General features: G+C 73.0%; 29 protein-coding genes and 2 pseudogenes. 17 read left to right on the top strand and 14 right to left on the bottom strand.

Features of this window, described 5'->3' with window-relative positions; translation table 11 throughout:
- Positions 1-288: 288 nt before the first annotated feature.
- Entirely contained in the window at positions 289-753 is a 465-nt protein-coding gene (locus tag FB474_RS14020; protein WP_141789211.1) for a hypothetical protein, read from the top strand.
- 371 nt (positions 754-1,124) lie between these two features.
- Here the strand turns inward: FB474_RS14020 and FB474_RS14015 are convergent, their stop codons facing one another.
- Positions 1,125-2,033 carry a GNAT family N-acetyltransferase gene (locus FB474_RS14015; protein ID WP_221632539.1) on the bottom strand — a complete coding sequence of 303 codons (909 nt, stop codon included), beginning with the start codon at positions 2,031-2,033 and terminating at the stop codon, positions 1,125-1,127.
- Positions 2,034-2,375: 342 nt separating this feature from the next.
- Here FB474_RS14015 and FB474_RS14010 point away from each other — a divergent pair, with 342 nt between their 5' ends.
- The 3 genes from FB474_RS14010 to FB474_RS14000 all read left to right on the top strand — a co-directional run bounded on the left by FB474_RS14010 (position 2,376) and on the right by FB474_RS14000 (position 4,956).
- Positions 2,376-2,822, top strand: a complete 447-nt coding sequence (locus FB474_RS14010; RefSeq protein ID WP_141789209.1) for an SRPBCC family protein — start codon at positions 2,376-2,378, stop codon at positions 2,820-2,822.
- 328 nt (positions 2,823-3,150) lie between these two features.
- A complete protein-coding gene (locus FB474_RS14005) occupies positions 3,151-3,723 on the top strand; it encodes a hypothetical protein (protein WP_141789208.1) in 573 nt (190 codons plus the stop codon).
- A 609-nt stretch (positions 3,724-4,332) separates the two neighbouring features.
- Positions 4,333-4,956: an Ig-like domain-containing protein gene (locus FB474_RS14000; RefSeq protein ID WP_185746174.1), complete on the top strand. Its 624-nt coding sequence runs from the start codon at positions 4,333-4,335 to the stop codon at positions 4,954-4,956.
- Positions 4,957-4,989: 33 nt separating this feature from the next.
- Here FB474_RS14000 and FB474_RS21220 read toward each other — a convergent pair whose 3' ends face one another.
- From FB474_RS21220 to FB474_RS13985, 3 genes are all read right to left on the bottom strand, one after another.
- A complete protein-coding gene (locus FB474_RS21220) occupies positions 4,990-5,286 on the bottom strand; it encodes a rhodanese-like domain-containing protein (RefSeq protein ID WP_246092186.1) in 297 nt (98 codons plus the stop codon).
- Between the two features lie 820 nt (positions 5,287-6,106).
- Positions 6,107-6,892 carry a hypothetical protein gene (locus FB474_RS13990; RefSeq protein ID WP_141789206.1) on the bottom strand — a complete coding sequence of 262 codons (786 nt, stop codon included), beginning with the start codon at positions 6,890-6,892 and terminating at the stop codon, positions 6,107-6,109.
- Positions 6,885-7,487: an RNA polymerase sigma factor gene (locus tag FB474_RS13985; RefSeq protein ID WP_141789205.1), complete on the bottom strand. Its 603-nt coding sequence runs from the start codon at positions 7,485-7,487 to the stop codon at positions 6,885-6,887. The genes FB474_RS13990 and FB474_RS13985 overlap by 8 nt, the downstream gene beginning before the upstream one ends.
- 269 nt (positions 7,488-7,756) lie before the next feature.
- Between FB474_RS13985 and FB474_RS13980 the strand changes: the two genes are divergently transcribed.
- The 6 genes and pseudogenes from FB474_RS13980 to FB474_RS13960 all read left to right on the top strand — a co-directional run bounded on the left by FB474_RS13980 (position 7,757) and on the right by FB474_RS13960 (position 10,754).
- A complete protein-coding gene (locus FB474_RS13980) occupies positions 7,757-8,119 on the top strand; it encodes a group I truncated hemoglobin (protein WP_141789204.1) in 363 nt (120 codons plus the stop codon).
- A 3-nt stretch (positions 8,120-8,122) separates the two neighbouring features.
- Positions 8,123-8,440, top strand: a pseudogene (locus FB474_RS21505) (globin domain-containing protein); the annotation flags it as partial.
- A pseudogene (locus tag FB474_RS21500) lies at positions 8,440-8,763 on the top strand (hypothetical protein); the annotation flags it as partial. The pseudogenes FB474_RS21505 and FB474_RS21500, both read left to right, overlap by 1 nt.
- A 99-nt stretch (positions 8,764-8,862) precedes the next feature.
- Complete coding sequence (locus tag FB474_RS13970; protein ID WP_246092185.1) at positions 8,863-9,303, top strand: ferredoxin reductase domain-containing protein; 441 nt, start codon at positions 8,863-8,865, stop codon at positions 9,301-9,303.
- Positions 9,300-9,953, top strand: a complete 654-nt coding sequence (locus tag FB474_RS13965) for a hypothetical protein (RefSeq protein ID WP_141789202.1) — start codon at positions 9,300-9,302, stop codon at positions 9,951-9,953. Before FB474_RS13970 ends, FB474_RS13965 begins: the two co-directional genes overlap by 4 nt.
- Before the next feature lie 168 nt (positions 9,954-10,121).
- Positions 10,122-10,754: a histone deacetylase gene (locus FB474_RS13960; protein WP_185746172.1), complete on the top strand. Its 633-nt coding sequence runs from the start codon at positions 10,122-10,124 to the stop codon at positions 10,752-10,754.
- Here the strand turns inward: FB474_RS13960 and FB474_RS13955 are convergent.
- Both FB474_RS13955 and FB474_RS13950 read right to left on the bottom strand, forming a co-directional pair.
- A complete protein-coding gene (locus tag FB474_RS13955) occupies positions 10,713-11,438 on the bottom strand; it encodes a DUF998 domain-containing protein (RefSeq protein WP_141789200.1) in 726 nt (241 codons plus the stop codon). The two genes, FB474_RS13960 and FB474_RS13955, sit on opposite strands and share 42 nt — an antisense overlap.
- Before the next feature lie 243 nt (positions 11,439-11,681).
- Entirely contained in the window at positions 11,682-12,893 is a 1,212-nt protein-coding gene (locus FB474_RS13950) for a globin domain-containing protein (RefSeq protein WP_141789199.1), read from the bottom strand.
- On the opposite strand from FB474_RS13950, the gene FB474_RS13945 reads away from it, so the two are divergent.
- Positions 12,786-13,730: a helix-turn-helix transcriptional regulator gene (locus FB474_RS13945; RefSeq protein WP_141789198.1), complete on the top strand. Its 945-nt coding sequence runs from the start codon at positions 12,786-12,788 to the stop codon at positions 13,728-13,730. The two genes, FB474_RS13950 and FB474_RS13945, sit on opposite strands and share 108 nt — an antisense overlap.
- Positions 13,731-13,797: 67 nt before the next feature.
- On the opposite strand, the gene FB474_RS13940 is transcribed toward FB474_RS13945, so the two are convergent.
- The 3 genes from FB474_RS13940 to FB474_RS13930 all read right to left on the bottom strand — a co-directional run bounded on the left by FB474_RS13940 (position 13,798) and on the right by FB474_RS13930 (position 15,516).
- A complete protein-coding gene (locus FB474_RS13940) occupies positions 13,798-14,457 on the bottom strand; it encodes an HAAS signaling domain-containing protein (RefSeq protein WP_141789197.1) in 660 nt (219 codons plus the stop codon).
- A gap of 106 nt (positions 14,458-14,563) precedes the next feature.
- Positions 14,564-14,755: a hypothetical protein gene (locus FB474_RS13935; protein WP_141789196.1), complete on the bottom strand. Its 192-nt coding sequence runs from the start codon at positions 14,753-14,755 to the stop codon at positions 14,564-14,566.
- 155 nt (positions 14,756-14,910) lie between these two features.
- Positions 14,911-15,516, bottom strand: a complete 606-nt coding sequence (locus tag FB474_RS13930; RefSeq protein WP_221632537.1) for a GNAT family N-acetyltransferase — start codon at positions 15,514-15,516, stop codon at positions 14,911-14,913.
- A gap of 173 nt (positions 15,517-15,689) precedes the next feature.
- Between FB474_RS13930 and FB474_RS13925 the strand changes: the two genes are divergently transcribed.
- The 5 genes from FB474_RS13925 to FB474_RS13905 all read left to right on the top strand — a co-directional run bounded on the left by FB474_RS13925 (position 15,690) and on the right by FB474_RS13905 (position 20,661).
- The gene (locus tag FB474_RS13925; protein ID WP_141789195.1) at positions 15,690-15,956 is read left to right on the top strand and encodes a hypothetical protein; all 267 of its coding nucleotides are present in this window, start codon (positions 15,690-15,692) and stop codon (positions 15,954-15,956) included.
- Positions 15,946-16,557, top strand: coding sequence for a hypothetical protein (locus FB474_RS13920; RefSeq protein WP_141789194.1), 612 nt, complete (start codon positions 15,946-15,948; stop codon positions 16,555-16,557). The genes FB474_RS13925 and FB474_RS13920 overlap by 11 nt, the downstream gene beginning before the upstream one ends.
- A 46-nt stretch (positions 16,558-16,603) precedes the next feature.
- On the top strand, positions 16,604-17,302 hold the full coding sequence (locus FB474_RS13915; protein ID WP_141789193.1) for a thiamine pyrophosphate-dependent enzyme: 699 nt from the start codon (positions 16,604-16,606) through the stop codon (positions 17,300-17,302).
- Positions 17,299-18,186, top strand: coding sequence for a transketolase family protein (locus FB474_RS13910; RefSeq protein ID WP_141789192.1), 888 nt, complete (start codon positions 17,299-17,301; stop codon positions 18,184-18,186). Before FB474_RS13915 ends, FB474_RS13910 begins: the two co-directional genes overlap by 4 nt.
- A gap of 336 nt (positions 18,187-18,522) precedes the next feature.
- The gene (locus FB474_RS13905; protein ID WP_141789191.1) at positions 18,523-20,661 is read left to right on the top strand and encodes a DEAD/DEAH box helicase; all 2,139 of its coding nucleotides are present in this window, start codon (positions 18,523-18,525) and stop codon (positions 20,659-20,661) included.
- A 122-nt stretch (positions 20,662-20,783) separates the two neighbouring features.
- Here the strand turns inward: FB474_RS13905 and FB474_RS13900 are convergent, their stop codons facing one another.
- A complete protein-coding gene (locus tag FB474_RS13900) occupies positions 20,784-21,032 on the bottom strand; it encodes a DUF4242 domain-containing protein (protein WP_141789190.1) in 249 nt (82 codons plus the stop codon).
- 111 nt (positions 21,033-21,143) lie between these two features.
- Between FB474_RS13900 and FB474_RS13895 the strand changes: the two genes are divergently transcribed.
- Positions 21,144-22,199 carry an AraC family transcriptional regulator gene (locus FB474_RS13895; protein WP_141789189.1) on the top strand — a complete coding sequence of 352 codons (1,056 nt, stop codon included), beginning with the start codon at positions 21,144-21,146 and terminating at the stop codon, positions 22,197-22,199.
- A gap of 12 nt (positions 22,200-22,211) precedes the next feature.
- Here the strand turns inward: FB474_RS13895 and FB474_RS13890 are convergent, their stop codons facing one another.
- From FB474_RS13890 to FB474_RS20810, 4 genes are all read right to left on the bottom strand, one after another.
- Entirely contained in the window at positions 22,212-23,300 is a 1,089-nt protein-coding gene (locus tag FB474_RS13890; RefSeq protein ID WP_141789188.1) for a 1-acyl-sn-glycerol-3-phosphate acyltransferase, read from the bottom strand.
- A gap of 3 nt (positions 23,301-23,303) precedes the next feature.
- Positions 23,304-24,161 carry a patatin-like phospholipase family protein gene (locus FB474_RS13885; RefSeq protein WP_141789187.1) on the bottom strand — a complete coding sequence of 286 codons (858 nt, stop codon included), beginning with the start codon at positions 24,159-24,161 and terminating at the stop codon, positions 23,304-23,306.
- A gap of 73 nt (positions 24,162-24,234) precedes the next feature.
- On the bottom strand, positions 24,235-24,411 hold the full coding sequence (locus tag FB474_RS20815; protein WP_185746171.1) for a hypothetical protein: 177 nt from the start codon (positions 24,409-24,411) through the stop codon (positions 24,235-24,237).
- A 77-nt stretch (positions 24,412-24,488) separates the two neighbouring features.
- Positions 24,489-24,935, bottom strand: a complete 447-nt coding sequence (locus FB474_RS20810) for a hypothetical protein (protein WP_185746170.1) — start codon at positions 24,933-24,935, stop codon at positions 24,489-24,491.
- Between the last annotated feature and the right edge of the window lie 80 nt (positions 24,936-25,015).

Here is a 25,015-nt window from a genome sequence, read left to right as displayed (position 1 = left end):
CACAGGTCATGGGGGCGGGCACGGCGAAGGCCCTCGAGCTGGGTGCTCGAGGGCCTTCGGGGGCGTTTCCGGGCAGGCTGGCGCCGCCGGTGCTGCGGGTGGGCGTGGCCGGGCGGGTCCGGCCTGCGTCGGGGGTGTCGCCGGCGGTTAGGGCGCGCGGGTCGGCGCGGGCGCGGCCTGACCGCGGGTGGCCCACATCACCTCGCCGCTCCCGGGGGAACTGCGACCCGGCCGCCCGCGCCGACCCGCGTGCGGAACCCGGCCGTGACCCGGCTCGTTCGGCCTCGCATGAGCATCCGAGCGCACCGGCGCGCCGCACCGGTGCTCGTCGCCGCGGCGCTCGTCCTGGCCGCCGCCGGGTGCGCAGTTCGGCACCCCACCGTGGACGAGCTGCGCACGGCACCCGGCACCACCCTCGTGTACCCAGGCGCCACGCTTTACGTCCGAGCTGACACGCCCGGCGAGTTTGGCGTCGACGGCGGCAACCCGGCCGCCCTGAAGGTCCTCGCCTGCGCCGGCGCCCCCGCCTCGCAGGTCATCGCCTGGTTCGACCAGGCGCTCACCGCGCGCGGCTGGACCCGCCTACCCGGGCACATGATCCTGTCCGACGAGGCGACCGACGGGGTCGACTGGTCACTTGGAGCGCGCCGCTTCAACCTGACCCTGCTCAACGCCGCCTACACGGACCGACTCGCCGCCGGCACCGGGCACCCCACTGGCTGCGCCGGCGGATACCAGAGCGTCGCCCAGTAGCGGGTAGCCGCGTCGCGTCGAAGTCCGCGGGCGCGGACTGACCAAGTCACGTCGTTGCCCGCGGCGTTGACCGTGCCGGCCTCCCATGGCAGGCAGTCTCTCGATGTCGAGGCAAACGTGACGAACGCCAAGTAAGCGCAGGACGTAACCCGAACCGTGTGCACGTCGCCGCAGGTCAGACCCTTCTGTGGTTACCCAACCAAACGCGTCAGCGACAGAAGGCCCGAACCACACGGTCCGGGCCTTCTGTGTGCCCGGGCCGCGGCGCCTGGAGGGGATCTGGAAGCAGTTGGCTGCGGCGCTCCGGCCAGCGCCGTAAGGACATCGCAAGAGCGGCGACGGCCCTCCGGCGACGTCGAAGCCCTCGCGCCCTACTGTCGGCCGTGACCCGGCGTGGGCGGGCCGATGGGGCGGTCCAGCCACACCCGGTCCCGCAGCTCGATCCCGTCGATCCGGGTCCCCGGCGGGTACCCCGCGGTGGGCGTGAAGGCGTCGCGCTCGATGGAGCGCATCCGGAACCCCTGCCGCTGGAAGAAGCGCACGTTGCCGACATCCGCGGCGGCGGTGGCCACGAGCAACGTCGCCCCGGCCTCGGCGGCGAGCCGGTCCACCGCGGCCCGGACCAGCAGGGCGCCGACCCCGCGGCCCTGCACGTCTTCGCGCACAGCCATGTTCATGATCTCCGCCTGCCCCGGGCGGTCGGTCTCGACCAGCTGCAGGTGGCCGACCACGTCCGACCCGACGACGGCGACCAGCACCCGTCCGGCGTGCAGGTAGGAGTCCAGCGCGGCGGCCGAGTCCTCGGCCAGCTCGAACAACCCGCGCAGATCCTCCCGGAGCCCGTCGTAGGTCTGGACGCGGACCTCCCCGGCGGCGACGGGGTCCGGCTGTGTCGCGGCGACCACGACGGCATAGCCATCGGGGTCCAGGAAGACCCGGCCCCACCGGTCCCAGTACGGGTTGGCCGCCGGCACGGTAGGCACCCCGGCCGCCTCGAGCTCCGCCGCCGTCTGCCGGACGTCGTCCAGAGTCGGCAGGTAGAGCACCAGGAGGTCCTCGTCCGTGCCCGGACGGGGCTTCGCGGGTCCGGCGGTGAGCTCGAGCTCGCCGCCTCCGGGTAGCGCGAAGAAGATCCCGTCATAGCCGTCGTGGTCGGCGAAGCCGCCCCGGGGCTGCAGCCCGAGCAGGTCGCGGTAGAACGCCGCGGACCGGTCAAGGTCGCCGGTCGGGTGTGCCACCCGCGCGGCAACCCAACGCCGTGCTGCGGGACCTGCGGTCACGAGGCCCATGCTGGCACAGGCTCCTCACGGCCATGGCCATGGACGCGCGGCGGCCTTCGGCGCGCTCGAACTGATCAAGGACATCGCTGCACCAGGCCCCAGCTGTGCGCGCGCCAAGATCGACCCGGTGGTCTGCGGGCCGGGTGGGTGCGGTATCCCCGCCGATCTCGAAGTCACCGGTGACGACCCACTTCGTCGATACGCGTTCTCGGTGACCGCCGGACCCGGTGCGCCCGGCTGGCGAGCATCGCTTCACCCGTTCAACGGGGCATCCGAAGTCATCTTCACGGCGACGCCGGCGGCTGCGCGTCGGCGACTGACGTCGGCTGAGAGGGTGGGCGCATGTCCGTTGACGTTGTCACCGATGTCGTGATCAGTCGTCCGCCCGACGCGGTCGCGGCCTATGCCGGCGACCCCACGAACGCGCCAGAGTGGTACGCGAACATTCGCTCCGTCGCGTGGCGCACACCTGCGCCGCTCGACGTCGGATCGCGGATGGACTTCGTGGCGCAGTTCCTCGGCCGGCAGCTCGCCTACACCTACGAGATCGTCGAGCTGACGCCCGGCGAGCGGCTTGTCATGCGGACCGCGCAGGGGCCGTTCCCGATGGAGACGACCTACGAGTGGGAGCCGATCGGCGATGCTGCCACCCGCATGCGGCTGCGGAACCGCGGGGAGCCGTCGGGGTTCTCCCGTCTGGTCGCACCGTTCATGGCGAGGGCCGTCCGGCGCGCTAACCGCAAGGACCTCGCGAGGCTCAAGGAGATCCTCGAGATCTCTACCGTCTAAGCGTGATGATGCGACCCGGCGGACGTCCTCATCTGCCGCGCGCTCACGCGGCCTGCGTGCTTGCGTCAGCAGCCCGCGGTCGTCCGCGTCAGGGTCAGTCTCCGCGGCGGGCCTTGCTCCGACCGGCCGGCGGAGGCCCTGTAGCGCTTGGTCCTCGAGCGCTCTGTCCCGGGGGAGGCGGGCCGGTTCCTGGCTGGGGCTCCCGCCTGGCGTCAGGGCCGCCGCAGTGCTTGACGGCCAGTGAAGCCCGCCGCAGACTCCGCTCAGGGGAGGAGGGCCAGTGGTCGCATCGGGTGCGCGCGGGGCTGCGGGCGAAGACAGACCGTCGGTGGAGACCCAGCTCGGGCTGATCGTGGACGTGATCGACGCCGCGAGTCGGCTGGAGCGGGACACCGAGTCGACACTGGCGAGCTGCGCGGCCGTCGCTGAGCCGAGGGGCGCGGCCGGTCGCAGGGCTGGAGACCTGGTTGTCCAGTACCACCGACTGCAGCAGCGGCTCCTGGACCTTCCACTGGACCATCGCCGGTCGGGCATCGCGGATGAGGTCGACGAACGACTACGCGTGCGAATGGCGACGTTGTGCGCGGCCCTGCAGCTGGCCTTCACGGCCAACCCATCCGTCCTCACGGAGAGCGCGCGGTTGGCGATTCCCGGTCTGGGCAGCGAGACAGGGCGGCTCCTGGACCTGCGCGCACGCCTCGTGGCCCAGCTGCTCGAAGCCGGCGAGAGCGCCCGTCCGCCCAGCTTCCCCGGCCTGACGGCACTGCTGAAGAGCTCGCCGTTGTCGCCCCGGCGTCGGCGGGCGCTGATCGCGGCGGCGGTAGCTGCCGTGCTCCTGCCCGTCGTCGCGCTCCTCACCGTCGCCGCCCACGGCTCGCCGCCGCACCCGGCTTCCTCATGACCGATTCCCCGCGAGGCGCCGCTGGGCATCCGCCCCTGCTCACCCACGCCACTCGGGCCAACCCACCCCTGCCTGCGTCGACCGGCCCGTCGCCACCGCCGGAGCAGCACGGTACCGGCCAAGCGCGACCCGGACCTGCACGACCCGCAGGAGACCGGAGTCGACACGGCGAACGAAACCAGTGAGCGGGCCGTGCCCGGGGAGTCGACCGACGACGCGCGGCATGCGATTGAGGCCGAATGGTCCGGTTTGAGGCGGAGAGGGCGGTTAAGTATTCGGTAAAGTGCGCAGTGCTCCGTCCGCGTGCGGGTTCACCGTGAAGATGCCGGGGGCCATCACGGCGGACCGGAATCGCGCAGGGGGTGCGTGATGGGCAAAACCCGTTCTGTTCACTCGTTCATCCGGTTGTCCGGACATTCCCGATGGTGGGCCGGCGTCTGCGTCACGGGGTTGTTGACCACTGAGCTGGGCGCGGGTGGCCTCGGAAGGCTGACCGCAGCCCTCGAAGCGGGCACCGGGCATGGCCAGGTCGCTGCCGGCGCGGAAGCGGGCGCCAAGACCGCTGGAAGTGCCGGGTCCAAGACCGTGCTCCGGGACCAGCAAGGCTGCGTGACGAGCAAGAAGCGCAACACCCGCCCACGACACCACCGGGTCCGGTTGCACCGTCACGCGCACCTCGTGGTCGACGTGTGCGTCACGGATCTGCCGACGACGCGGAAGAGCAATGCGAGCGTGCGTCCGGTGGCAGCCTCCGGGTCCGTCGTCGGCCGGAGTGGGACCAGCGGCGCTGGCCGGAGTGTCGGGCACCAGCCGGTCCGTCAGGTCAAGCACAAGCAGCGGAGTCCGCGCCAGCCGCAAGCCGCTCCTGTCGCCGTCGCTGGACGGACCCAGGAGCAGGTCGACTGGCAGCGACCGCAGAGCGGAACGGGGCAGGTTCGCGTCTTGGTCGCTGCCCGGCCAGACCCTGCCACCTCGACCTCACCGGTGGCCTTGTACGGCAGGGTCAAGCCGACCTCAGCGACCACGCTCCCCACCGGGCGGGTGTGCTTCTACGACGGCAGGTCACTGGCGACGCTGGGCTGCTCGACCCTTGCGCCACAGGCGAACGGCGTCATGCAGGCGCACATCAAGGTCGCCCTCACCTCGGGCACGCACGCCATCGTGGCAAAGTTCTCCGGGGACGCGCACTACGCGGCTGCGCAGTCGAACGCGTTTGCGCTCGTCGTGAGCTGAGGTCGCCTCGACGTGTGGCTGTTCAGCCAGCGTCTAGGTCGGGTGCCGTTCCCCGCCGTACACGATCGGATGGCCGGCCCGGGCCCAGGCGAGCGTGCCTCCGCCGACGAAGTGGGCGTTGAAGCCGGCGCGGACGAGGAACTCGGCCATCGACCTGCTTCGGTTGCCCGTTCCGCAGATCACGTACACCGGGGGGCTCTGGGGAAGCTCGGACATGTGCAGGGGAAGCTGGGTCACCGGCATCGTGACGGCGCCGGGGACATGTCCTGCCTGGTACTCATCGGGCTCGCGGACATCCAGGACGTACGCGCAGTCGGCGTGTGCAGCCACGAAGGCGTCAAGGCTGACTTCCGGCACCGGACCCGCTCGCCTCCCCACGCTGCCTAGCGGGACCGTTTGTGGACCAACGGGGCCCCACGGCGACGGGCCCCGTCCGGGTGGCCTTTTCCCGCATGCCGGGACGCGCGCGAGTGATGTCGGGCAGCAGCTCGCAGACGGCTGTCGCGCTTCGCCGCACGGAGGGCAGTCGCCCTCGACGTCGCTGCACGACGGGAGCTCGTGCCATCTGCGGCGCGTTGCGGACGGGCGAGTCGGAGGTGACTGGTCCGGGCGCCGGGGCGGCCTGCAGCAGGGGAGTTGACGGCGTGGCGCCGTTCGGACCCCCCAGGCCCCACGCTCGGGTGAGCCAGTCCGGCCACAGGGAAGGCTGCCGCCTGGGCCACCTGAGCCTGGCCACCCCGCGTGGGCAAGGAGGCGGCGCCGAATCGCACCGCAAGCCCGACTTCCTCGATCTGCACCTGGTTCTGTGGGGTCGCGAGCGCCGTGGGCGAGGGCTGGTGCCCCGACGGGGTCAGGGCGGGCACCACGACCCTCGGCCCGGGCAGGGCCTCGGCCCCATGAGCGTCCAGGCCGTCGATCCCGAGGAGGGTGAACGGCCCGGCGAGCCAGCCGAACAGCACGAAGACGCCGAGCTCCAGGGCGACCAGTGCCAGCGTCGGGCCGACACCCCAGAGCCGCGACTGGCGCCGACCAAGGCATCGCCAATGGCGCGGGATGCTGACACCGGCCGACATGGCATGTGCCGATCGGGTGGCGTTCGGCGCCATGCCCTGTCGCCGCACAGCGGAGGGCGACAGGGATGCGTGCGCGCTCACTTCCGGGCGGTGGAGTATGCCGGGTGGGTGGTCCCCGCCCCGGAGGGGCGGCCGGTGTGCGCGCCGCTCGGGTGGCCGGTGGGCGCGCCGGTGGAACGGCTGGTGGGATCGCCGGTCGGGTGCCCGGCGGGCGCCCCGCTCGGGTGGCCGGTGGTGGCATGGCCAGGATGGGTGACGGATGCGCAGTAGGCGCCGATCCGGGACGTCCCGCCGGCCGCCTTGGCCAGTGACCGGTAGGCGACGGAGGTGGGCGCCAGACCGCCGTGCTGGTGGGCTGTGCACAGGCCGAACGCAGCCGGTCCGGTGGCGTCGGGGCCGACGGTGCCGGTCGAGGTGGCGCGATGGGTCGGAGTGGAGGCGGGGCGATCCTGGGGGCTGCCCACTGAGGACGAGGGGTGCGGCGCAGCGGTGCTGTGATGGGCCAGGTCCTGCTGCCCGTCGGGAAGGAATCCCGTGTAGGCAGCGGCCGCCGTCCCGGCGACCGCGATGCCGCCCGCGGCCGTTGCCACTGCGAGCTTGCTGGCCAACAGGGTGGTGAACATAGGGATTCTCCTGGCGCGTGTACGAGTACGGGCACTCGAGACACCTGCCCCCACCTTGACGAACGCGGCGACGGCGGCCGCCTCGCCCGCGAGCTCCTGGGGCGAGCCGGGCGAGGCCGCGCTGGCCAGCAGGGCGGTCAGGGCCGGGGACGCAGCGACGGCCTCGCCGGCCAGGAGTCGGTCGAGCAGCCAGAGGTCACCCGGCTGACCGTCCATCGGGGGGTGCGGGTTGTCAGGCATCTCGGTCACGGAACGTCAGGGCTCCGGATCCCGTTACAGGCACGCCCTCGCGGTCAAGGAGCCCCCCGAGTCTTCGCAGGGCTCGATGGACGGCGACCCGCACCGCTCCGTTGGTGCGGCCAACGACTGCGGCCACGTCGGCGACATCCAGGCCGATCACCACGCGCAGCATGACCATCTCAGCCTGGTCCGGCGGCAACTTGGCGATCAGGTCGAGCGCGGCCTGGGTCGACATCGCCTCCTCGGCCTCGATCGCGGCGTCAGCGGCGAGCCCACCCGAGCGGTCGAAAAGGTCGGCCATCTCGGCGAAGAGCCGCTCCGGGCGCCGGCCGGCCCGGCGTGCCTGATCCAGGTGATGGTTTCGTGCGATGGTGACCAGCCATCGCCGAAAGCCGGGTTCGTCACCCGTGAAGGAACCAAGGGCTTCGATCACCTTGAGCCAGGCGTGGGAGGCGATGTCCTCCGCGAGGTCACCGGCGGTCACCCGCAGGTAGCGCAACAACATCGGGTTCGCATCGCGCCACAGTTCGGCGAAGGCCTGCGCGTCGCCCCTCTGGGCGCGGCTCAGGACCTGCTCAAACCGGGTGCCGAGCATGAACTCCTCTGGGAAACCTCGCGTCGTGGCTGGCCGGTGGGTGTCGCAGACAGGTCCCACGCGTCACACCCGTCACCGGCGGAACGCGATGCTAGTCCTCCGCCCCGCTGGCGCCACTTGGCAGGCGAAGGCTCATCAACGAGACGCATGTGCCAGGAGTTACGTGAGGGGTGAGGTGACCCTGGTCACGTCCGACGTGGGAACGTTCGTTACAGTCCTCCGCCATTGCCGGGATTGTCCGTTTCTGGCACCTGAAACTGGAGGGTCGGATGACCACTGACTACGACCGGATCGGCGGCGGGGCCGCCGTGGGCACTGTTGTCGAGGAGTTCTACCGGCGACTGACCGCGGACGACGAGGTCAGCCACTACTTCAAGGACGTGTCCCTGCCTGTCCTGAAGCGGCACCAGGCGCTGATGATCACGAGCATCCTCGGCGGGCCGGACCGCTACGACGGGCGTGCGCTGGACGAGGCGCACGCGCCGCTGAACATCAGCCACGCCGACTACGACCGCGTGGGCAGCCACCTGATGGCCTGCCTCGTGGACGCCGGCGTGCCACGGGACATTCGGGACCGGGTCGGGACGGCGCTGGGCCAGGCGCGCGCTTCCATCGTGACGCTGCAGTCCTGAGCCATGGACACACAGCGGCTCAAGTCCACCTGGAGGGCCGTCACCCAGCACGGTGACGACGTCGCCCTCTACTTCTACGCCCATCTGTTCGTGAGCCATCCGGAGCTGCGGGAGATGTTTCCGCTGGCCATGGAGGCTCAGCGGGACCGCCTCGTCGGCGCCCTCGGACGCGTGGTCAGCAACGTCGACGAGCTCGGCGAGATCGTCCCCTACGTCGAGCAGCTCGGCCGCGACCACCGCAGGTTCGGGGTCATCGCCGAGCACTACGACGCGGTCGGAGGGTCACTGCTCTGGACCTTGAAGCACTTCCTCGGTGAGGAGTGGACAGCGGACGTGGCTCGAGACTGGGCCGACGCCTACGGCGTGGTCGCGGCGGCCATGGTGGCGGCCGCCGAGGAGTCCGAGGACACGCAGCCGGCGTGGTGGGACGCGGAGATCACCGAGGTCGCCCGGGTGAGCCGGGAGATTGCCGTCGTGCGGGTGCTCCCGGACAGTCCGGTGCCGTACCGTCCCGGGCAGTCGATGGCCGTCACGATCCCCCACGCCCCGAGGTGTGGCGGTACTTCACCCCCGCGAACGCCCCTCGCCCCGACGGTGGGATCGAGTTCCACGTCGGCCTGGTCGCGGGCGGTCTGGTCAGCACCCCCTTCGTCAAGAAGGCCAGACGCGGCGACGTCATGCGGATCGGTGCACCTGTCGGAACCGCCCTCGCCGTCGACCCGCTGGCGGACGAGGACCTCCTGATGGTCGCCGGGGGGACCGGCATCGCGCCCTTCCTGGCGTTGCTGGACGAGGTCGAGCAGGGGTGGCAGAACGGTCAGACCGCCCGGCGGGTGCACCTGGTCCACGGGGCTCGGTACCCCTGGAACCTCTACGCCGGGTCGCGCCTGGACCAGCTCGCGGCATACCCCGGGTTCACCCACACGCAAGTCGCGTCCGATGACCCGACCTACCCGGGCCGGCGCGGCCTTGTCGGCGATGTGGCGTCGTCGGTGACCATGCGCGGCCCCTACAGCGCACTCGTCTGTGGGTCGCCGTCCATGGTCCTGCACACGGCGTCTGCGTCGGCCAGTGGCCAGCGGCCACCCCGATCCATCGCCTTCGAGGAATTCGGCATCACCTCAGAACCGCCGGCCGGAGCGGCTCCCGCCGCCATGGCCCACAGCATCGGAGGGCAGTTGTGAATGCAGTCGAGCAGGACGCCGTCAACGGACGGGAGGAGAACGTCCAGGAGGTGAGCCTGCGAGCGGTCGAGCTCCTGGCCAAGGCGCAGCGGGCCGCAGACGAGGCCGTCGCCGAGGCGCAGTCCTACGCGCGGGACCTGGAGGAGTCGGCGCGGGAGCAGTACCGCCAGATCCTGCTGCGCGCCCAGTCCGCCGCGCAGGAGCACTCCTCGGCCAGGGAAACGGGCGGCGGTGTCGTCCAGGCTGGCGGGGAGGGGGGATCTCTCGACTCCGAAAAGCTCCTGTACGTGCGCACCTACGCCCGCGTGGCCCATGCACAGCTCAAGTCCGTCCTCGACGTCCTCAACGAAGAGCTGGACCAGCTCGCCGCGATGGCGCAGGGTCATCCCGGAGCAGGCAGGCCGGCACCAGTGGCCCCATCGACCTCCGAGGTGCAACCGACCGGCCCCGACTCGCGAGCAGGGGGGATGCCCATGGCGACGACTGCCGCGGTGCATCCAGGCGGCGGGGACCGCTACGGGTCCGGGAGCGGAGGCCCCACGCTGGTCAGCAGGACAGATGACCACTGGCCGCCGATCTTCGCGGCCACCAACGCGATCTCCTACGTGTATCGCGGGCCGGCCCTGGAGAAGTCCTCTCCCGAAGGATGACGCAGGGGGCGTGGAGCCGACCCCTCTGTCCACGACGGCTCGGTCGCGGCAGACGCACCTCGCCGCGTCCTCAACCAGGGCTCCACCGCGCGGACGTCGCGGTGGAGCCCTGTCGGGAGCTGAGCATGCGGTTTGCCACCTCAGCCGCACTGAGGCATGGTCGAACGAATGCCTTGCTCCACAGAGCTCGTCTGGTACGCCAGCTACGGCTCGAACATGGCCGCCTCGCGGCTGCGCTACTACCTGACCGGCGGCACCCCACCCGGCGCACGCCGTCCACACCCCGGTGCGCGCGACCCGCGACGGCCACGGGCAGCCCAGGGCATCAGCATCCCGGGCGAGGTGTACTTCGCGCGCAGCTCGTCCCTGTGGGGTGGGGGCATCGCGTTCTTCGACCCGAACGCGCCGGGGGTGACCGCAGCGCGCGCCCATCTCGTCTCGCTGGGGCAGTTCAGTGACATCGCTGCCCAGGAGATGCGACGGACCCCGGGCCGCGACCCGGACCTGACCCGGGCCCTGGCCACCGGCCGCGACCAGCTCGGTCCCGGCTGGTACGAGACCCTCCTGCACCTCGGCGACCTCGACGGCATACCCCTGCTCACGTTCACCGCGCCCGGGCCGGCGGACGCCGCAGACCCCAACGCTCCGGCGGGGCCCTACCTGCGGCTGCTGGCGCGCGGGCTCCAGGAGGCGCACGACTGGGAACCCGCGGAGGTAAGTGCCTACCTGAGCCAGCTGCGCGGGGCCCGAGGGGCCTGGTCACACGCGGCCGTCAGCGAGCTGCTGGCCGACGCGGCGTGAACCACGGGCGTCCAGCCTCCGCCACAGGACCACGGCCAGGACGGCCATCCAGAGCAGCCACGCCCCGATGTTGACCCGTTCGTAGAAGCCCATCAGCGGGGTCGGGAGGCCCTGGGCGACGTGCGCGGCCTGCGCGCCGGTCAACGCACCGAACAGGAGGATCACCGCCACGGTCGCCGCGCAGTAGATGCGGAACCCCCACCCGAGGCCGACGGCGGAGGACGCGATCTCGGCGAGGACGAACACGCCCGTCAGGGCTGTCATGCCGATGTGGCCGAGGTCGTTGGTCGCCATGGCAGCCCCGACGACGACGTCCCGCCGAGCGGTCATGGGGAACGGAAGCCACAACAGGCTGGTCACGCCGAACGCCATCAGCAGGGCGCCAGTGACCCGCAGCCAGCGGTTGCCGCGCGCGGCGCGCCAGACCCCGACACCGAAGGCGACCATGGCCGGCATCCAGATCGCGTTCATGCCGACGAGGAAGGGCCGCGCGACCGCCCCCGTGGCGGACAGCTCGCTCACCGCCTGGTCCATCCGGGTGTACCCCCGGGTCATCGCGGCGGCGATGAGGTCGTTCCCCGCGACGTAGGTGACCGCGTACAGCACGCCGCAGGCCAGGAGGCCCTTGGTGAGCCGATCGGCGCGCGGTGTCGAGCGCGCCGAAGCGACCTTCACCTGCGACATGGCGACCTCCCCGGTGGCCCTGCGGGACTGGCTGCGGACGGCCTCGCGCAGCGTCTTCAGGCTCGGCCCTGGGGGAGTCGGGTGGAAGGGCCTTTGGCCCGTCGGCGACGTGGCCGCGGACGTCGCCGGTCACGGGTCGCGGCCGCCGGTATGCCGGGCACGCACCGGCGTGCCCGGCATACCGGCCGGGTTGGAACCCAGCGGCGCGCTGCCTGGGAGAGCGGCGCGCCGCCGGGGTCTGGGTCAGGCGGCGTCGGGGGCGCCGGCCCACAGGTCGGGTCCGAAGACCTCGTAGCGGATGTTGGTCGACGGCACGCCGCGGCGGATCAGCGCCGCCCGGGCGTCGCGCATGAACGGCAGCGGCCCGCACATGAAGACCTTGGCGTCGGTGGGGACGCAGACGTGGCGCAGGTCCATCAGCCCCTCGTGGGCCGCGCGCCCGGCGCCCCGCTCGTCGACCTGCTCGTACCAGGTGTGCACGGTGAACCGTTCCAGGGTCGAGGCGGCCGAGGTCACGGCGGAGTACAGCGGGTGGTGGGCGGCCGACCGGTCGGCGTGGGCCACGGTGACCGGACGGCCGGGCTGGCGCTCCGAGATCTCCTCGAGGATGGCCGCGACGGGGGTGATGCCGACCCCGGCGCTGATGAGCAGCAGCGGCTCGGTGCCGTCCTCCAGCACCACGTCACCCGAGGGGGTGCCGACGTCGACCACGTGCCCGGGCCGCACCACCTCGTGCAGGAACGTGGAGACGAGGCCGTCGGGGGCGCCGCCGGTGCCGCGCTGCCGACGCACGGTGATCTGCAGCGTGTCCGGTCGGGGTCCGCTGGAGACGGTGTACTGCCGCGGCTGGCGTGAGCCGTCCGGCAGGTCGACCGCGACCGAGACGTACTGACCCGGCTGGTGCGCCGGGACCGGCTCGTCGTCGACGGGGCGCAGCACCAGGGTGACGATGTCGGTGGCCTCCTCGATCCGCTCGGCGACGACGAACGGGCGCCACGGATGCGCCGGGTCCACGCCGGCTCGGGTGTAGAGCCGGGCCTCTTCGGCGATGAGCTGGGTCGCAAAGAGCCAGTAGACCTCGTCCCATGCCCGGGCGACCTCCGGCGTGACCGCGTCGCCCAGCACCTCCCCGATCGCGCCCATCAGGTAGCGGCCGACGATCGTGTACTGATCCGGCCGGATGCCGAGCGACACGTGCTTGTGGGCGATCCGCTCCATGACGGGGGCGAACGACGGGGCATCGGGGTCGACGAGCTGCGTGGCGTAGGCGACGACCGAGGCGGCCAGGGCGCGGCGCTGGTCGCCGTTGGCCTGGTTGCCCTGGTTGAACACGTGCAGCAGCTCCGGATGCGCCTCGAACATCGCCGGGTAGAAGCGGGAGGTGATCTCCACCGCGTGCTGGGCGACGACGGCGGCGGTGGCCTTGACGACGGCGGTGGACTCGGCAGAAAGCATGGCGAAGCAACTCCACGAGGGGCGCAGGAATCTGACACATCACATTTTATTAGACTGAAGTCCGTGAAAAATACGCTCAGTCGCCTGGCTCCTGGGTTGGCGCCGCTGACCAGCGGCGACGCCCCGCCGAAGGGACCGCTGCCGGCGCGCCCTCGCCGGCGACGGCCTCCGCTGACACGTGCGCGCGCCGCGGTGCTGCAGCGTCTGGCGGACCAGCCCGAGCCGTGCCGCGTGGCTGCGCTGGCGGCGGTCACGCGCCAGCACCCCAACACCGTGCGCGAGCACCTGGACGTCCTCGTCGCCGACGGCTACGCCACCCGTGTCGCGGCAGAACCCGACGGCCGGGGCCGCCCCGCCTGGCTCTACGCGGTGGTGGACCTCGAGGACGTGGCGGACGACGCCGTCGTCGTGGCCCGCGAGTATGCCGGTCTCGCGGCAACGCTCGCGGCTCACCTGGCCCGCAGCAGCGCCAACCCCGCCGAGGAGTCGCTCGAGGCCGGCTCCGCGTGGGGCCACCAGCTGGCGTTGGCGTCCGGTCGGGAACCCGCGCCGAACGCGACCGCCGCGCGGCGGCAGGTCGTGGCCATGCTCGACGAGCTCGGCTTCGAACCCGACGCCGACGCCCGCGCCGGGGTGGTCAGGCTGCGCCGCTGCCCCCTGCTGGAGGCTGCGCACGAGCACCCGGAGGTCGTGTGCAACGTGCACCTCGGGCTGGTGCGTGCCGCGCTGGAGGAGCTCGGCGCCGACGCCGGGGGCGCAGCGCTGCGCCCCTTCTCCGAGCCGGGCGCCTGCCGGCTGGACCTCCTGCCACGACGCAGACGCGAGCCCGACGTCTGACGCCCGTTGCGCGGAGGCCAGGCCCAGCGCGCGCCTCGGCGCTCCGGCCGTGGCGACCGCCCTCGGATCAGCTGGGTGCCGAGGCGCCTGAGGTGTCCAGCCGAGGGGTGCGCCCCGCACGTTTGCGTGCGCGACTGAGGAGCACGGCGGGGACGACGAAGGAAGCAACCAGGGTCACGATCGCCAGGGGGATGCCCACGAGCGGCGGGAAGGCGAACCCCGAGCACGCCCGCGTGATGGTCTCCGGACCGGATGGGCTGCCTCCCGAGCTCTCGGAGCAGTTCTGCGTGGGCAGGGCAGAGGCGAGCCAGACCCCTCCGGGGCCACCGGGCACCACGAGCGTGCCCAGGAGCTTCTCGCGGGTGGTCCACTGGCGCGACGTCCACAGCAGCGCGACACCGCAGAGCCACCCGATGACCGGCAGCAGGATGGACCCCAGGAGGAGGGTGGCCACCGTCGCATACTCGTGCAGCAGTCCCGGTCGCACCTCGCCCCGACGGCGGTCCGGTGCGGCCGCGGCCGCGATCTCCTCGGGTGAGCCCAGCCGGTCGAGCAGGTTCCGCACCGCGGCTGGGTCACGAGCCTCACCGCTTTCTCGCGCGGCGTCGATGTGCGAGCGAATCTCCTCGACGAGCTCGACCCGTCGCTCGGGTGGAAGGTGGCTGGCGGCGGCCTCCAGCCGGCTCAGGTAGTCCAGAACCAGGTCTTCAGCGCTGGGTGTGCTCATCACGGTTCCTCCCCCAGAAGATGGTCGACAGAGTCGCGAACCCGGCGCCAGTCCCCGGTGCGGCGCTCCAGGGCTCGGCGCCCCGAGCCCGTGATGGCGTAGAGCGTCAGAACCCGCCCCAGGGCCAGTCACCGGGGCGCACCCGGAACGTCCCGGGTGGGGGATCCTCCTGCCAGTCCTCGTCGCGACGGCCCCGGAGCCGGTGGACTGCGACCACGACCAGCCCGGTGACGATCCCCAGGGACGCGAGCGCGAACACGCCGATCATGAAGACTGCGATCACCGTGTTCGCGCTCATCGGACCACCCCCGGCTCGGGACGCGCAGCGTCCCTGTGGGAAGTGTCCGCGTCGGCGTCTCTCGACGTCAACAGAAACGGGTGGGAGCGAGGTGCGGCACGAAGGGCCAGGCCACGGGGCGAGTCGCTTCTCCTCCTGACCAGGGCGCGACCGAGTTACCGTGCGTGGCGGGGTGAGCGCCACATGGTGTGGACGGTCGGGCCGCCGTCGGGGAGGTCGAACGCGCCCACCTGTGCGAACCCGTACCGCTCGTACAGGGCCACGTTCGCGGGGTTGCTCGCCTCGAGGTAGGCGCTGGCGCCCTCGGCGTCGATGACGCGCAGGTTGTCGGCGAGCAGGGCCAGGCCGTAGCCGTGCCCGCGCTGCGCCGGGTCGGTCGCGAGCAGGCTGAGGTAGTAGTGCGGCTCGTCCCGCGGGTGCGCGGCCTCGAAGAGCTCGAGCGCCTCGGACACCCGGTCCGCACCCGGGCCGAGGATGTCGGGCAGGAGCGCCTCCATCCTCGCTTCCTGCTCCTCGGACATGTCGCTGCGCCCTGGCGGGATCCAGATGCTCGTCGCGACGTCGCCCGCGGCCAGCCACACCCAGTCATGACGCAGGGCTCCCTCGACGAACAGGCCCCAGAACGCTCGATGCTGCTCCCTGCGGGCACGCGGGTCCGGGAAGGCCCACGACCAGGTCGGGTCGTCGAAGAAGGCGCCGACCACCAGCCCGGTCACCGTGCCGGCATCCTCCGGGCTCGCGACCCGCGGTCCGTCCTCCACGGCACGCTCCCTCTCGTCTCACGCGGGCAGCGACCTCGCGCCGTGCGCCGGCTTCACGGTACGGCGGTGGGGGAGTGGGGCGGAAGTTCCGGCGCCACCCGGCACACCTCTGGCACAGTCCTGTCCATGACCGGTGTGGGGGCGCCCGGGGGACGGGCTGCGGGGGTGGGCCGATGAGCCGCACCCCGCTCGCGATGTGCCTGGTCGCGCTGGTCCTCGCCGTGGCGGCAACCGTGCTGGCGCTGCTGGCCCGGCGACGGCACAGCCGCAGGCTGGCAGTGGCAGCGGTCGTCGCGAGCGCGACGCTGTTCCTGCTGGCCGGCGCGGAGCTCGTCACCATCTTCGTGGGTGTGTATGTCCTGCCCGCCGCGGCGCTGCTGCTCGCCGGATCGACCGGCGTCGTCGGCCAGGTGCGGGAGGTCGGGCCGCATGGGTCCTGAGCCGAGCGCGCCCGGCGCCGGGCGGCGCCGCCGCGGACTGCTGGTCGGGGTTGCCGTGGTCGGCATCGCGGCTGCCGTCCTCGGCATACGGGTTGCCACCCACGGGCCCGCGCTGCTCGGTGCCGGGGGGACCGACACCATCAGCTTCGGGGCCGCCCTGAACGCCACTAGGGCGGACACGGACTACGTGTTCGGCGGGGTCAACCTCTGCGTCGACGGAGATGCCCCCGTCCAGATCCTCGCGGTGCGCCCCACCCGCCCGGTCAACGGCTTCAGGGTGACCGGCTTCGCCACCGCGACACGCAGCAGCAGCCATCCGGACTTCTTCGGCGCCGGGCCGGGCGGCCTGAGGTCCAACGGTTTCGACCCCGACCGGCATGCCGTGGCCACCCGCTGCGGCGCCGCCGCCGAGCCCACCGAGCTCTTGGTGCAGGTGCGTCGGCCCGCCGGGCCGGCTGACACCGCGTGCGCTGCGGGACTGTCCATCACCTACTCCAGCGCCCGCGGAGGCACCCGCCGGTTCGACATCGCGCCGGTGCTGGCCCTCGCTGCCCCGGGTGACTCCTCGGCCGCTGACCGGTGCGAACCGGCGACGCCATAGGGCCACCGTTTGACGTCAAGTCAACTTCACATCAGATGCTCCCTGCATGACCACGACCGCGACCGACCGGGACCTCGGGTACGCCGACCTCCCCCGGCTCATGTCCCTCATGACGGGGGATGAGAAGCACAGCAACGCCGCCACCTCCACCCTTGACGTCGTCTGGGTGCTCTACGAACGCGTCCTGCGCGTCGACCCGGCACGCCCCGACGACCCCGACCGCGACCGGTTCCTCCTGTCCAAGGGGCACGGTCCGATGGCGTACTACGCCACGCTGGCGGCCAGGGGCTTCTTCCCCGAGTCCTGGCTGCCCGGCTGGGGCTCGTTCGACTCGGCGTTGGGCCACCACCCCGACCGGGTCCTCGTCCCCGGCGTCGAGCTGTCCAGCGGCTCGCTGGGGCACGGCCTTCCGATCGCCGTGGGCGTCGCCCTGGGGCTGCGGGCGCAGGGCCGCGACGCCCACGTCTACGTGCTGGTCGGCGACGCCGAGCTCGACGAGGGCAGCAACCAGGAGGCGATCGAGCTCGCCGTCGCGCGCGGGCTCACCAACCTCACGCTCGTCGTGGTCGACAACGCCTCGGCGTCGTACCGCGAGCGGGGGCACCTGTCCCGGCGTTTCTGCGTGGAGGGGTGGGAGACCACGGTGGTCGACGGCCGCGACCACGACCGGATCGAACAGGCGCTGCTCACCCGCGGCGCCGGTCCGTCCGTCGTCATCGCCGAGGTCGAGGAGAAGTGGTCATGAGCGACACCCGGGTCACCTTCGCCCGCACCGCCGTGGAGCTCGTCGAGTCCCGCGCGGACACGGCCCTGCTCTACGCCGAGATCTCCGGGCAGTACTTCGCCGAGGCCGAGCACCGTCTGCCCGACCGCATCGTCAACGTCGGGATCCGCGAGCAGCTCCTCGTCAGCGCCGCGGCCGGTATGGCGCTCGCGGGCCTTCGCCCGATCGCCCACACGTTCGCGTCGTTCCTGGTCGAGCGCGCGTTCGAGCAGGTCAAGCTCGGCTTCAACCACCAGGACGTCGGCGGGGTGCTCGTGTCCTCGGGCGGCTCGTACGACATCTCCGCAGGCGGGCGCACCCACCAGGCGCCCGGCGACGTCGCCCTGATGGACACCCTCCCGGACTGGCGGATCCACGTGCCCGGGCACGCCGACGAGGTCGCCGACGCGTTGCGGCAGGCGGTGGCCGGGTCGGGGCGCGACTACATCCGGGTCACGGAGGCACAGAACTCCCGGGCCCACCCGGTGCGCCCCGGGGCGTTCCTCCCGATCCGGCACGGGTCCCGCGCCACCGTCGTCGCGGTCGGGCCGGTGCTCGACCCCGTGCTGGAGGCCACCGCCGGGCTGGACGTGAGCGTGCTCTACGCCAGCACCGTGCGACCGTTCGACCGAGCCGGGCTGCGCCGCTCGCTGGACGCGCCCGACGTCGTGCTGGTGGAGCCGTACCTCGCCGGCACGTCGACCCGGGTGGTGTCGGAGGCGCTGACGGACCTGCCCCACCGGGTGCTCGCGCTCGGCGTCGGGCGCACCGAGCTGCGTCGCTACGGGACGCCGTCCGAGCACCAGGCGGCGCACGGGCTGGACGCGGCAGGGATCCGCCGATCGCTCGAGGGTTTCCTCTCCTGACGGACCCGCGCCCGCCACCGGAGTGCCGCCGTCGCGGCAGCCCGGTGGCGGGCGTTATCATCGGAGCGGTACCGGTCTCGGTGCCGCACCACCTCCTGGACGACCACAGCTCGGCAGTCGGCGGTCTCTGGCCGGTGGGAGGTTCCACACCGTGGGCGGGCCGTCTGGGGCGGGCACGTCGATCTCTCGCAGGTCCAGGAGCCGGGCCGCGTCGCGGGGCCGCTCAGGCCTCCCGGCCCGATCGGCCGTCGTCCCCGGCCGGTGAGCTGCCGTGTCCAGGGGTGGCCTCGCCGCCGCCTCGCCCTTGCCGTCGCCATCTCAGAGGAGAGCAGTTACTTGGCTCGACCAGCCCGTCACCAGTCCGGTGCCACCCGGACGGCCCCGCGCAACCAGCGGCAGCGGCGTGCCCGCGACCTGGGCGAGGCCGGCCTGATCCCGGTGATGGCCCGCGCGGTCCGCGAGGTCGAGGCCCGGGCCCAGCGCGGTCGGGTCGGCCCGTCGGCCCGGACGAAGTTCCAGGTCGTCGCCCTGCTCGTCCGCGAGGAGCGGGCCCGGCTCAAGGGTGACGGGACGATCAGCGAGTCCCAGCGCACCGAGCAGCTCAAGCGCCTCGACGGCATCGCCACGATCCTGGCCAAGACCACCGCGCGGGACACCTCGCTGCTGTCCCTGCTGGCCGAGGACGCGGTCATCTCCGACGCGGCCACGTCGCTGCGCCGGGAGATGCTGCTGGATGCCGGTATCGAGCCGGTCGCCGAGGAGCCCCCCGCCACCGAGGCCGAGCCGGCCGCGGCCCCGGCCAAGCGACAGGTGGTGCCGCAGTCGGTCATCTCCCGCCAGCTGGCCAACCCCTTCCTCGCCCCGGACTTCTCCGCCGCCGCGGTCCAGCACCAGCGGGTGACCGGTCGCCTCTCCACCTGGGAGCTGCTCGGGCCGCTGTTCCGCTCCTTCGAGGAGGGCGGGGACTCCTCGTGCATGGACCTGCCCGCGCCGACCTCGCTGAAGGCGCCGCACGGCCTGGAGCTCATGCACCACCAGGCCGAGCTGGTCGCGGCCGCCGCGGCCGGCCACCGGACCTTCCTGCTGGCCGACGAGCCCGGTCTGGGCAAGACCGCCCAGGCGCTGCTCGCGGCCCAGGCCGCGGACGCCTTCCCGCTGCTCGTCGTCGTGCCCAACGTCGTCAAGGCCAACTGGGCCCGTGAGGCCGAGATGTGGACCCCGGGACACCCCGCCACGGTGATCCACGGTGACGGCGAGACCATCGACGGCTTCGCCGACATCGTCGTGGTCAACTACGAGGTCCTCGACCGCCACGTCGGGTGGCTGGGTGACCTCGGCTTCCGCGGCATGGTGGTCGACGAGGCCCACTTCATCAAGAACAAGACCTCGCAGCGCTCGCAGCACGTGCTCCAGCTCTCCGAGCGCATCCGCGCCCGCGCGCTGAACCCCCTGCTCATGGCCCTGACCGGCACCCCGCTGATCAACGACATCGAGGACTTCAAGGCGATCTGGCAGTTCCTCGGCTGGATCGACGACAAGAAGCCCCGGCCCCGGCTCATGGCCGCGCTGGAGGAGAACGGCTGGTCGCCGGCCGACCCCGCGTTCTACCCCGCGGCCCGGGCCAGCGTGATCGACCTCGGCATCGTCCGCCGGCGCAAGGTCGACGTGGCTGCCGACATCCCGGCGCGCCGCATCGCCGACCTGCCGGTCGAGCTCGACGACGAGGCCGGCCGCTCGATCCGCGCCGCCGAGCAGGAGCTCGCCCGCCGCCTGGTGGCGCGCTACGACAGTGCCCTCGCCGCCCGCACCTCCGGTGCCGTCGTCGAGGGCATCGACCACGACCTCGTACGCCGGGTCGCGGGCTGGGAGCGCGAGGAGTCCGGCTCGGCCAAGACCGGGGAGAACGTCTTCGGCGTCATGCGCCGCATCGGCCAGGCCAAGGCCGGGCTGGCGGCCGACTACGCCGCGCAGCTGGCACGCAGCGTCGGCAAGGTCGTCTTCTTCGCCAAGCACATCGACGTCATGGACGCCGCCGAGGAGACCTTCGCCAAGCGGGGTCTGCGCTACGCCTCGATCCGCGGCGAGCAGTCCGCCAAGGCGCGGCAGGCCAACATCGACGCGTTCGTGCAGGACCCCGACGTCGCCGTCGTGGTCTGCTCGCTGACCGCGGCGGGGGTGGGCCTCAACCTGCAGGTCGCCTCCAACGTCGTGCTCGCCGAGCTGTCCTGGACCGCGGCGGAGCAGACGCAGGCGATCGACCGGGTGCACCGCATCGGGCAGGGCGACCCGGTCACGGCCTGGCGGATCATCGCCGCTCAGACCATCGACCCCCGGATCGCCCAGCTCATCGACAGCAAGGCCGGCCTCGCCGCCCGCGCGCTCGACGGGTCGGACGAGGAGGTCTCGTCCTCGGCCGACGTGCAGCTCGAGGCGCTCGTCACGCTCCTGACGGACGCGCTGACGGCGCGGCAGTAGCCGGGCAGCCACCCGGCATACCGCGGACGACGACGGCCCGGACCATGAGGTCCGGGCCGTCGTCGCGTCGAAACGGCGGGGCAGGCGGTCCGTGCCCGGCGCTCCGGTGGGGGTCCACCGGGTCAGGCGCCCTCGATGACCGGGTGGATCGCCTCGGCGACCAGGCCGTGCGCCTCGTGGTGCACGGCGCGGGCGGCGTCGGCGTTCGGGGCCTCGACCAGGCAGAAGACCTGGCCCTTGTCCTCGTCGACCCAGTACCGCTGGTAGCTCACGCCGTACCGGTCCTGCGTGCGCAGGTCGGCCGCGTGGGCCTGGGCGGCAGCCTCGGCCGTGACGCCCTCGATGGTGTGGATGTCCAGAAACAGTGCCATGCGGTGGTTCCTTCTCGTGGGGCACGGCGGTGGGGGAGTGCGAGTGCCCCGCCGCGGTCCGCCGGGCTGGCGGCCTGTCTCCTACTATCGGGAGATGGGATGGCCAGGCCCATGACCCGGACGCCGCCGCCGGTGACCGGGAGTCCGGATCTGCCCCCGGCGGCTGCCGCGGGCGACCCGTTCGACGTCGTGCGCCAGGTGCTCGACCTCGTCCGGCTCAACGGCGCGATCTTCTTCCGCTCCGACTTCCGGGCGCCGTGGGCCTACACCTCCCCGCCCGCGGCCGAGCTGACCGGGGCGCTCCCGCCCGGCCCCGGGAGCCTGGTGATGTTCCACGTCATCGCCGAGGGCAGCTGCTGGATCTCGGTGGGGGACGGGGCGGCGCGCGAGGTCTCGGCCGGGGACGTCGTGGTGATGCCCTACGGCGACAGGAACGCCTGGGGCTCCCGCGAGGCCGCCGACCCCGTGCCGATCACCACGCTGCTGCCGCCCATCCCGTGGACCGAGTTCCCCCGGATCGAGCACGGCGGCACCGGGGAGCGCACGCAGGTCGTCTGCGGCTACCTGCGCGGGGACGCGGTCCTGTTCGACCCGGTGCTGCGCGCCCTCCCGCCGCTGTTCGTCGTCCACCCGCCACCGGGGCCCGCCGCGGACTGGGTGCGCGCGAGCATCGACTTCGCGCTGGCCTCGGCGCAACCGTCAGGGGGCGGCTCCGGCGCGGATCGCCGGCTGCCGGAGCTGCTCTTCTCCGAGGTGCTGCGGCTCTACCTGCACGAGCAGCGGCAGGCGGAGCTGACCGGCTGGCTGGCCGCCCTGCGCGACCCGGTCGTGGGCCGGGCGCTGTCGCTGCTCCACGCGGACCCGGCCCGCGACTGGTCCGTGGGTGAGCTGTCCCGCTCCGTGGCGGTCTCGCGGACGGTCCTGCTGGACCGCTTCCACCAGCTGCTGGGCCACCCGCCGATCAGGTACCTCACCCAGTGGCGGCTGAACCTGGCCTCGGGTCTGCTCCGCACGACCGGGCTGGGGGTCGCCGAGGTCGCCGGCCGGGTCGGCTACCGGTCCGAGGAGGCCTTCAGCCGGGCGTTCAAGCGCGCCTTCGGGGCGGCCCCGGCGCACTGGCGGTCCGGCCAGGCCGCCCCGGCGCTCGGCCGGGTCGCACCAACCTGAGCTGTGTCCGACTCAGACGAGCTCGCCGGCGACGTCACCCGGGCCGGCGCTCCCGGTCGTCGGCAGGCCGGCGCCGGTGGAGGGGTCGACGACGCTCCCGTCGGGTCGCGCCTCGACCCAGGCGTCCACCTTGGCCCATTCGTCGATGAGCCACCGGGTCCGCGCGTCCTCGTCGCGCGGAACGGCGGTGGACGGGACGTGCCACCACCGCAACCGCATGGGCACCACGAGGGGGAGCGCCCGCCAGACCTGCGAGGGGCTGACGAGCCGGTCCAGGCCGGCGTGGGCGGCGACGATGACGTCCATGTCCGGGCGGGCGTCCAGGCAGGCCAGGACCCCCGCCGGGCGCGGCGGCATGACGTGCTCCATCCGCCTGGCCCGGGCTGCCTCGGCGACGTGGCCGCGCCGACGCAGTCGCCGGATCGCGCGGCGACGTCGCCGTGGGGTCCAGTTGCCGCCCTCGGGGAAGATCAGGAGCGCCTCGGGCCCGGCCAGGTCCGCGGCGAGCCGGCCCAGACGTGCGGGGAGGTCCTCCCCGGCGCCGCTGCGCGAGGGGATGAAGCAGCACGAGAGCCGGTTGAGCAGGACGTCCAGCGCGGGGTCCAGCTGCAGCTTGTCCTTCAGCACGATGCGCGGGCGGCGGTGGTACTCCGTCATCAGCAGGTGCGCGATGGCGAAGGAGTCCCCGGGGCCGGCATGCCGCGCCAGCACCAGCAGGGGTTCATCAACGGGGACAGTGGCGACGTCGCGCCTGGCCGGTTCGTCGACCACGACCCGGAACCCGAAGTGCCGCTCGCCGGCCCGGAGAGCGTCCCGCAACGCTGACTCGAGCAGCGCCCAGTGGGCGTCGGCCCAGCCGGCCGCGTCGCGCCGCGCCGCGACCGGCGCCTGCAGCCACAACCGCAGGCAGGAGAACAGGATGCGCAGGTCCACCACGAGGTATGCCGCGCCGAACCGGGCCGCTCTCAGCACCCGGTGGCGTGGGGTCAGCGGCCGGAGCACAGCGGCGACCCCGGCGACCAGGAGCAGGAGGGCCAGCACGGCGACCACGAGGAGGGTCGTCAGCGGGAGCAGCGCCCGGCGGAGCCAGCGTGGCGGCACCCCTCAGCCCTCCCCGACCACTGCGGTCCGCAGGTAACCCGCGGCCGCCTCGCGGGCCCGGTCGATACGCCCGGCCACCCCCGAGGTGCTGCGGTAGCGCACCGAGACCAGCGGCGCGCGGTCGTCGCCGCTGGGCAGGACGTGCACCCGCACGCCGTCGGGCAGCGAGGCCATGGTCGAGACGAACTGGTGTCGGCGGGCGACCTCGAACGCGACGAGGCCCACCTCCCAGGGGCGGCGGGGCACGTTGAGCGGTCGTTCGATCCGGCCGACGTGCAGGACGTAGACCGTGCGGGCACCCAGGGCCACGGCCCGGGCGACGGGCACGCTCTGCACGATGCCGCCGTCGATGAAGTGCCGGTCGCCGACGCGCACTGGCGGCAGCAGCCCGGGGACCGCGGAGGAGGCCAGGACCGCGTCCGCGAGGGGGCCGTGGTCGAACCAGTGCGCCTCGGCCGTCTCGATGCAGGCCGCGACGCACTGGAACGGCACCGCCAGTTCCTCGATGCGCGCTCCGGGAAGGTGCCGTTCCACCATCGCCCGCAGCGGGGCGTTGGAGTGCAGGTGGGTGCCGTGCCGGGCCAGTGTCGCCGCCCGGCGCAGCACCGAGCCGCCGAGGACGTCGCTGTTGGTGATGCCCTGCCAGACCTCCGTCAGGCGACCGATGCCCTCGACGGTCGGGTCGGCGCTGAGGAAGGCGCCGTTGAGGGCCCCGACGCTGGTGCCGACGACGAGGTCGGGGGTGATGCCGTGCTGGAGCAGGGCGAGCAGGCTGCCCGCCTGGGCGGCACCAAGGACGCCGCCACCGCCGAGGACGAACGCGACGGGACTCTCCGCTGGGGGACCTGGGCTCTCCGACACGCGGTCACGGTATGCCCCCTGGGGCCCATCCAGGGGGTTTTGCCGGTCGCCTCGCCGACTGGGCCGCCGGGACTCAGGCCAGTGGTACGCCCTCGCAGCACGGGACGATGTGCCCGCAGGTGTCGCACCGCTGGTGCGAGGTCTCCCAGCGCATCGGCGCCCCGCAGTTGTCGCAGGGCGCGAGCCCGCCCATGGTCGGCTGGCACTGCGGCCCGGGCGTCCGGGCGGGGGAGGAGGCGGCGTCGGTCACGCCGTCACGGTACCGGCGGGTGGCGCCGGTGCGGGGGTGCCCCGCCCGGCGCCACCTGTCGTAGGGATCGACGAGCGTCAGGGACGGGTCCGGTGCCGGCCGGCCTCCTCCTCGGACGCGGCCTCCTCCTCGAGGTCGTCCCGACCGTCGCCGGGCTGCGGGTAGCCGTTGTCGCGCGCGGGCAGGTCGGGGTCGCGGTCCTCAGCGAGGCGCAGGTGCTCGTCGCGCAGGTCGCGGGCCTGCGCCACGCCCTCGCCGCGGCGCTCGGCCTCGGCAGCGAGGCGGTCGGCCTGGGCGGCCCGCTCCGCGGCCTCGGCGCGCGCCTTGGCGGCGGCAGCCTCGGCCTCGGCGGCGCCGGCCTCGCGTTCACGGGCGAGGCGGTCGTGCTCGGCAGCCTGGTCGCGAAGCTGCGCGGCCTCCTCGCGTCGGGACTCCAGGCGGCGTGCGGCGGTGGCCCGTCGCAGCGCCAGCAGCAGGGCGACGACGACCACGACAGCCAGGACGATGATGACGACGGTCTTCACGGTGACCTCCACGGGTGTGCCCGCGCGGTGCGGGCGCTGTTGGTCACCCCAGTACCCCCGCACCCGCCGGGTCACGCGCC

This window comes from Oryzihumus leptocrescens (genome assembly GCF_006716205.1).
GTDB lineage: Bacteria > Actinomycetota > Actinomycetes > Actinomycetales > Dermatophilaceae > Oryzihumus > Oryzihumus leptocrescens.
Note: the sequence above shows the minus strand (reverse complement) of the source record. Positions and strands in the feature narration are given on the sequence as shown.

Coding starts and splice junctions, on each gene's coding strand:
- FB474_RS13980 (WP_141789204.1), top strand. CDS start 7,757: ATGACCACTGACTACGACCGGATCGGCGGCGGGGCCGCCGTGGGCACT.
- FB474_RS14010 (WP_141789209.1), top strand. CDS start 2,376: ATGTCCGTTGACGTTGTCACCGATGTCGTGATCAGTCGTCCGCCCGAC.
- FB474_RS13920 (WP_141789194.1), top strand. CDS start 15,946: ATGGGTCCTGAGCCGAGCGCGCCCGGCGCCGGGCGGCGCCGCCGCGGA.
- FB474_RS13970 (WP_246092185.1), top strand. CDS start 8,863: ATGGTCGCCGGGGGGACCGGCATCGCGCCCTTCCTGGCGTTGCTGGAC.
- FB474_RS14020 (WP_141789211.1), top strand. CDS start 289: ATGAGCATCCGAGCGCACCGGCGCGCCGCACCGGTGCTCGTCGCCGCG.
- FB474_RS13915 (WP_141789193.1), top strand. CDS start 16,604: ATGACCACGACCGCGACCGACCGGGACCTCGGGTACGCCGACCTCCCC.
- FB474_RS13985 (WP_141789205.1), bottom strand. CDS start 7,487: ATGCTCGGCACCCGGTTTGAGCAGGTCCTGAGCCGCGCCCAGAGGGGC.
- FB474_RS13910 (WP_141789192.1), top strand. CDS start 17,299: ATGAGCGACACCCGGGTCACCTTCGCCCGCACCGCCGTGGAGCTCGTC.
- FB474_RS13900 (WP_141789190.1), bottom strand. CDS start 21,032: ATGGCACTGTTTCTGGACATCCACACCATCGAGGGCGTCACGGCCGAG.
- FB474_RS13945 (WP_141789198.1), top strand. CDS start 12,786: ATGCGCCTCGAACATCGCCGGGTAGAAGCGGGAGGTGATCTCCACCGC.
- FB474_RS13950 (WP_141789199.1), bottom strand. CDS start 12,893: ATGCTTTCTGCCGAGTCCACCGCCGTCGTCAAGGCCACCGCCGCCGTC.
- FB474_RS13955 (WP_141789200.1), bottom strand. CDS start 11,438: ATGTCGCAGGTGAAGGTCGCTTCGGCGCGCTCGACACCGCGCGCCGAT.
- FB474_RS13935 (WP_141789196.1), bottom strand. CDS start 14,755: ATGAGCGCGAACACGGTGATCGCAGTCTTCATGATCGGCGTGTTCGCG.
- FB474_RS13925 (WP_141789195.1), top strand. CDS start 15,690: ATGAGCCGCACCCCGCTCGCGATGTGCCTGGTCGCGCTGGTCCTCGCC.
- FB474_RS13990 (WP_141789206.1), bottom strand. CDS start 6,892: ATGCCTGACAACCCGCACCCCCCGATGGACGGTCAGCCGGGTGACCTC.
- FB474_RS13940 (WP_141789197.1), bottom strand. CDS start 14,457: ATGAGCACACCCAGCGCTGAAGACCTGGTTCTGGACTACCTGAGCCGG.
- FB474_RS13895 (WP_141789189.1), top strand. CDS start 21,144: ATGACCCGGACGCCGCCGCCGGTGACCGGGAGTCCGGATCTGCCCCCG.
- FB474_RS13960 (WP_185746172.1), top strand. CDS start 10,122: ATGCCTTGCTCCACAGAGCTCGTCTGGTACGCCAGCTACGGCTCGAAC.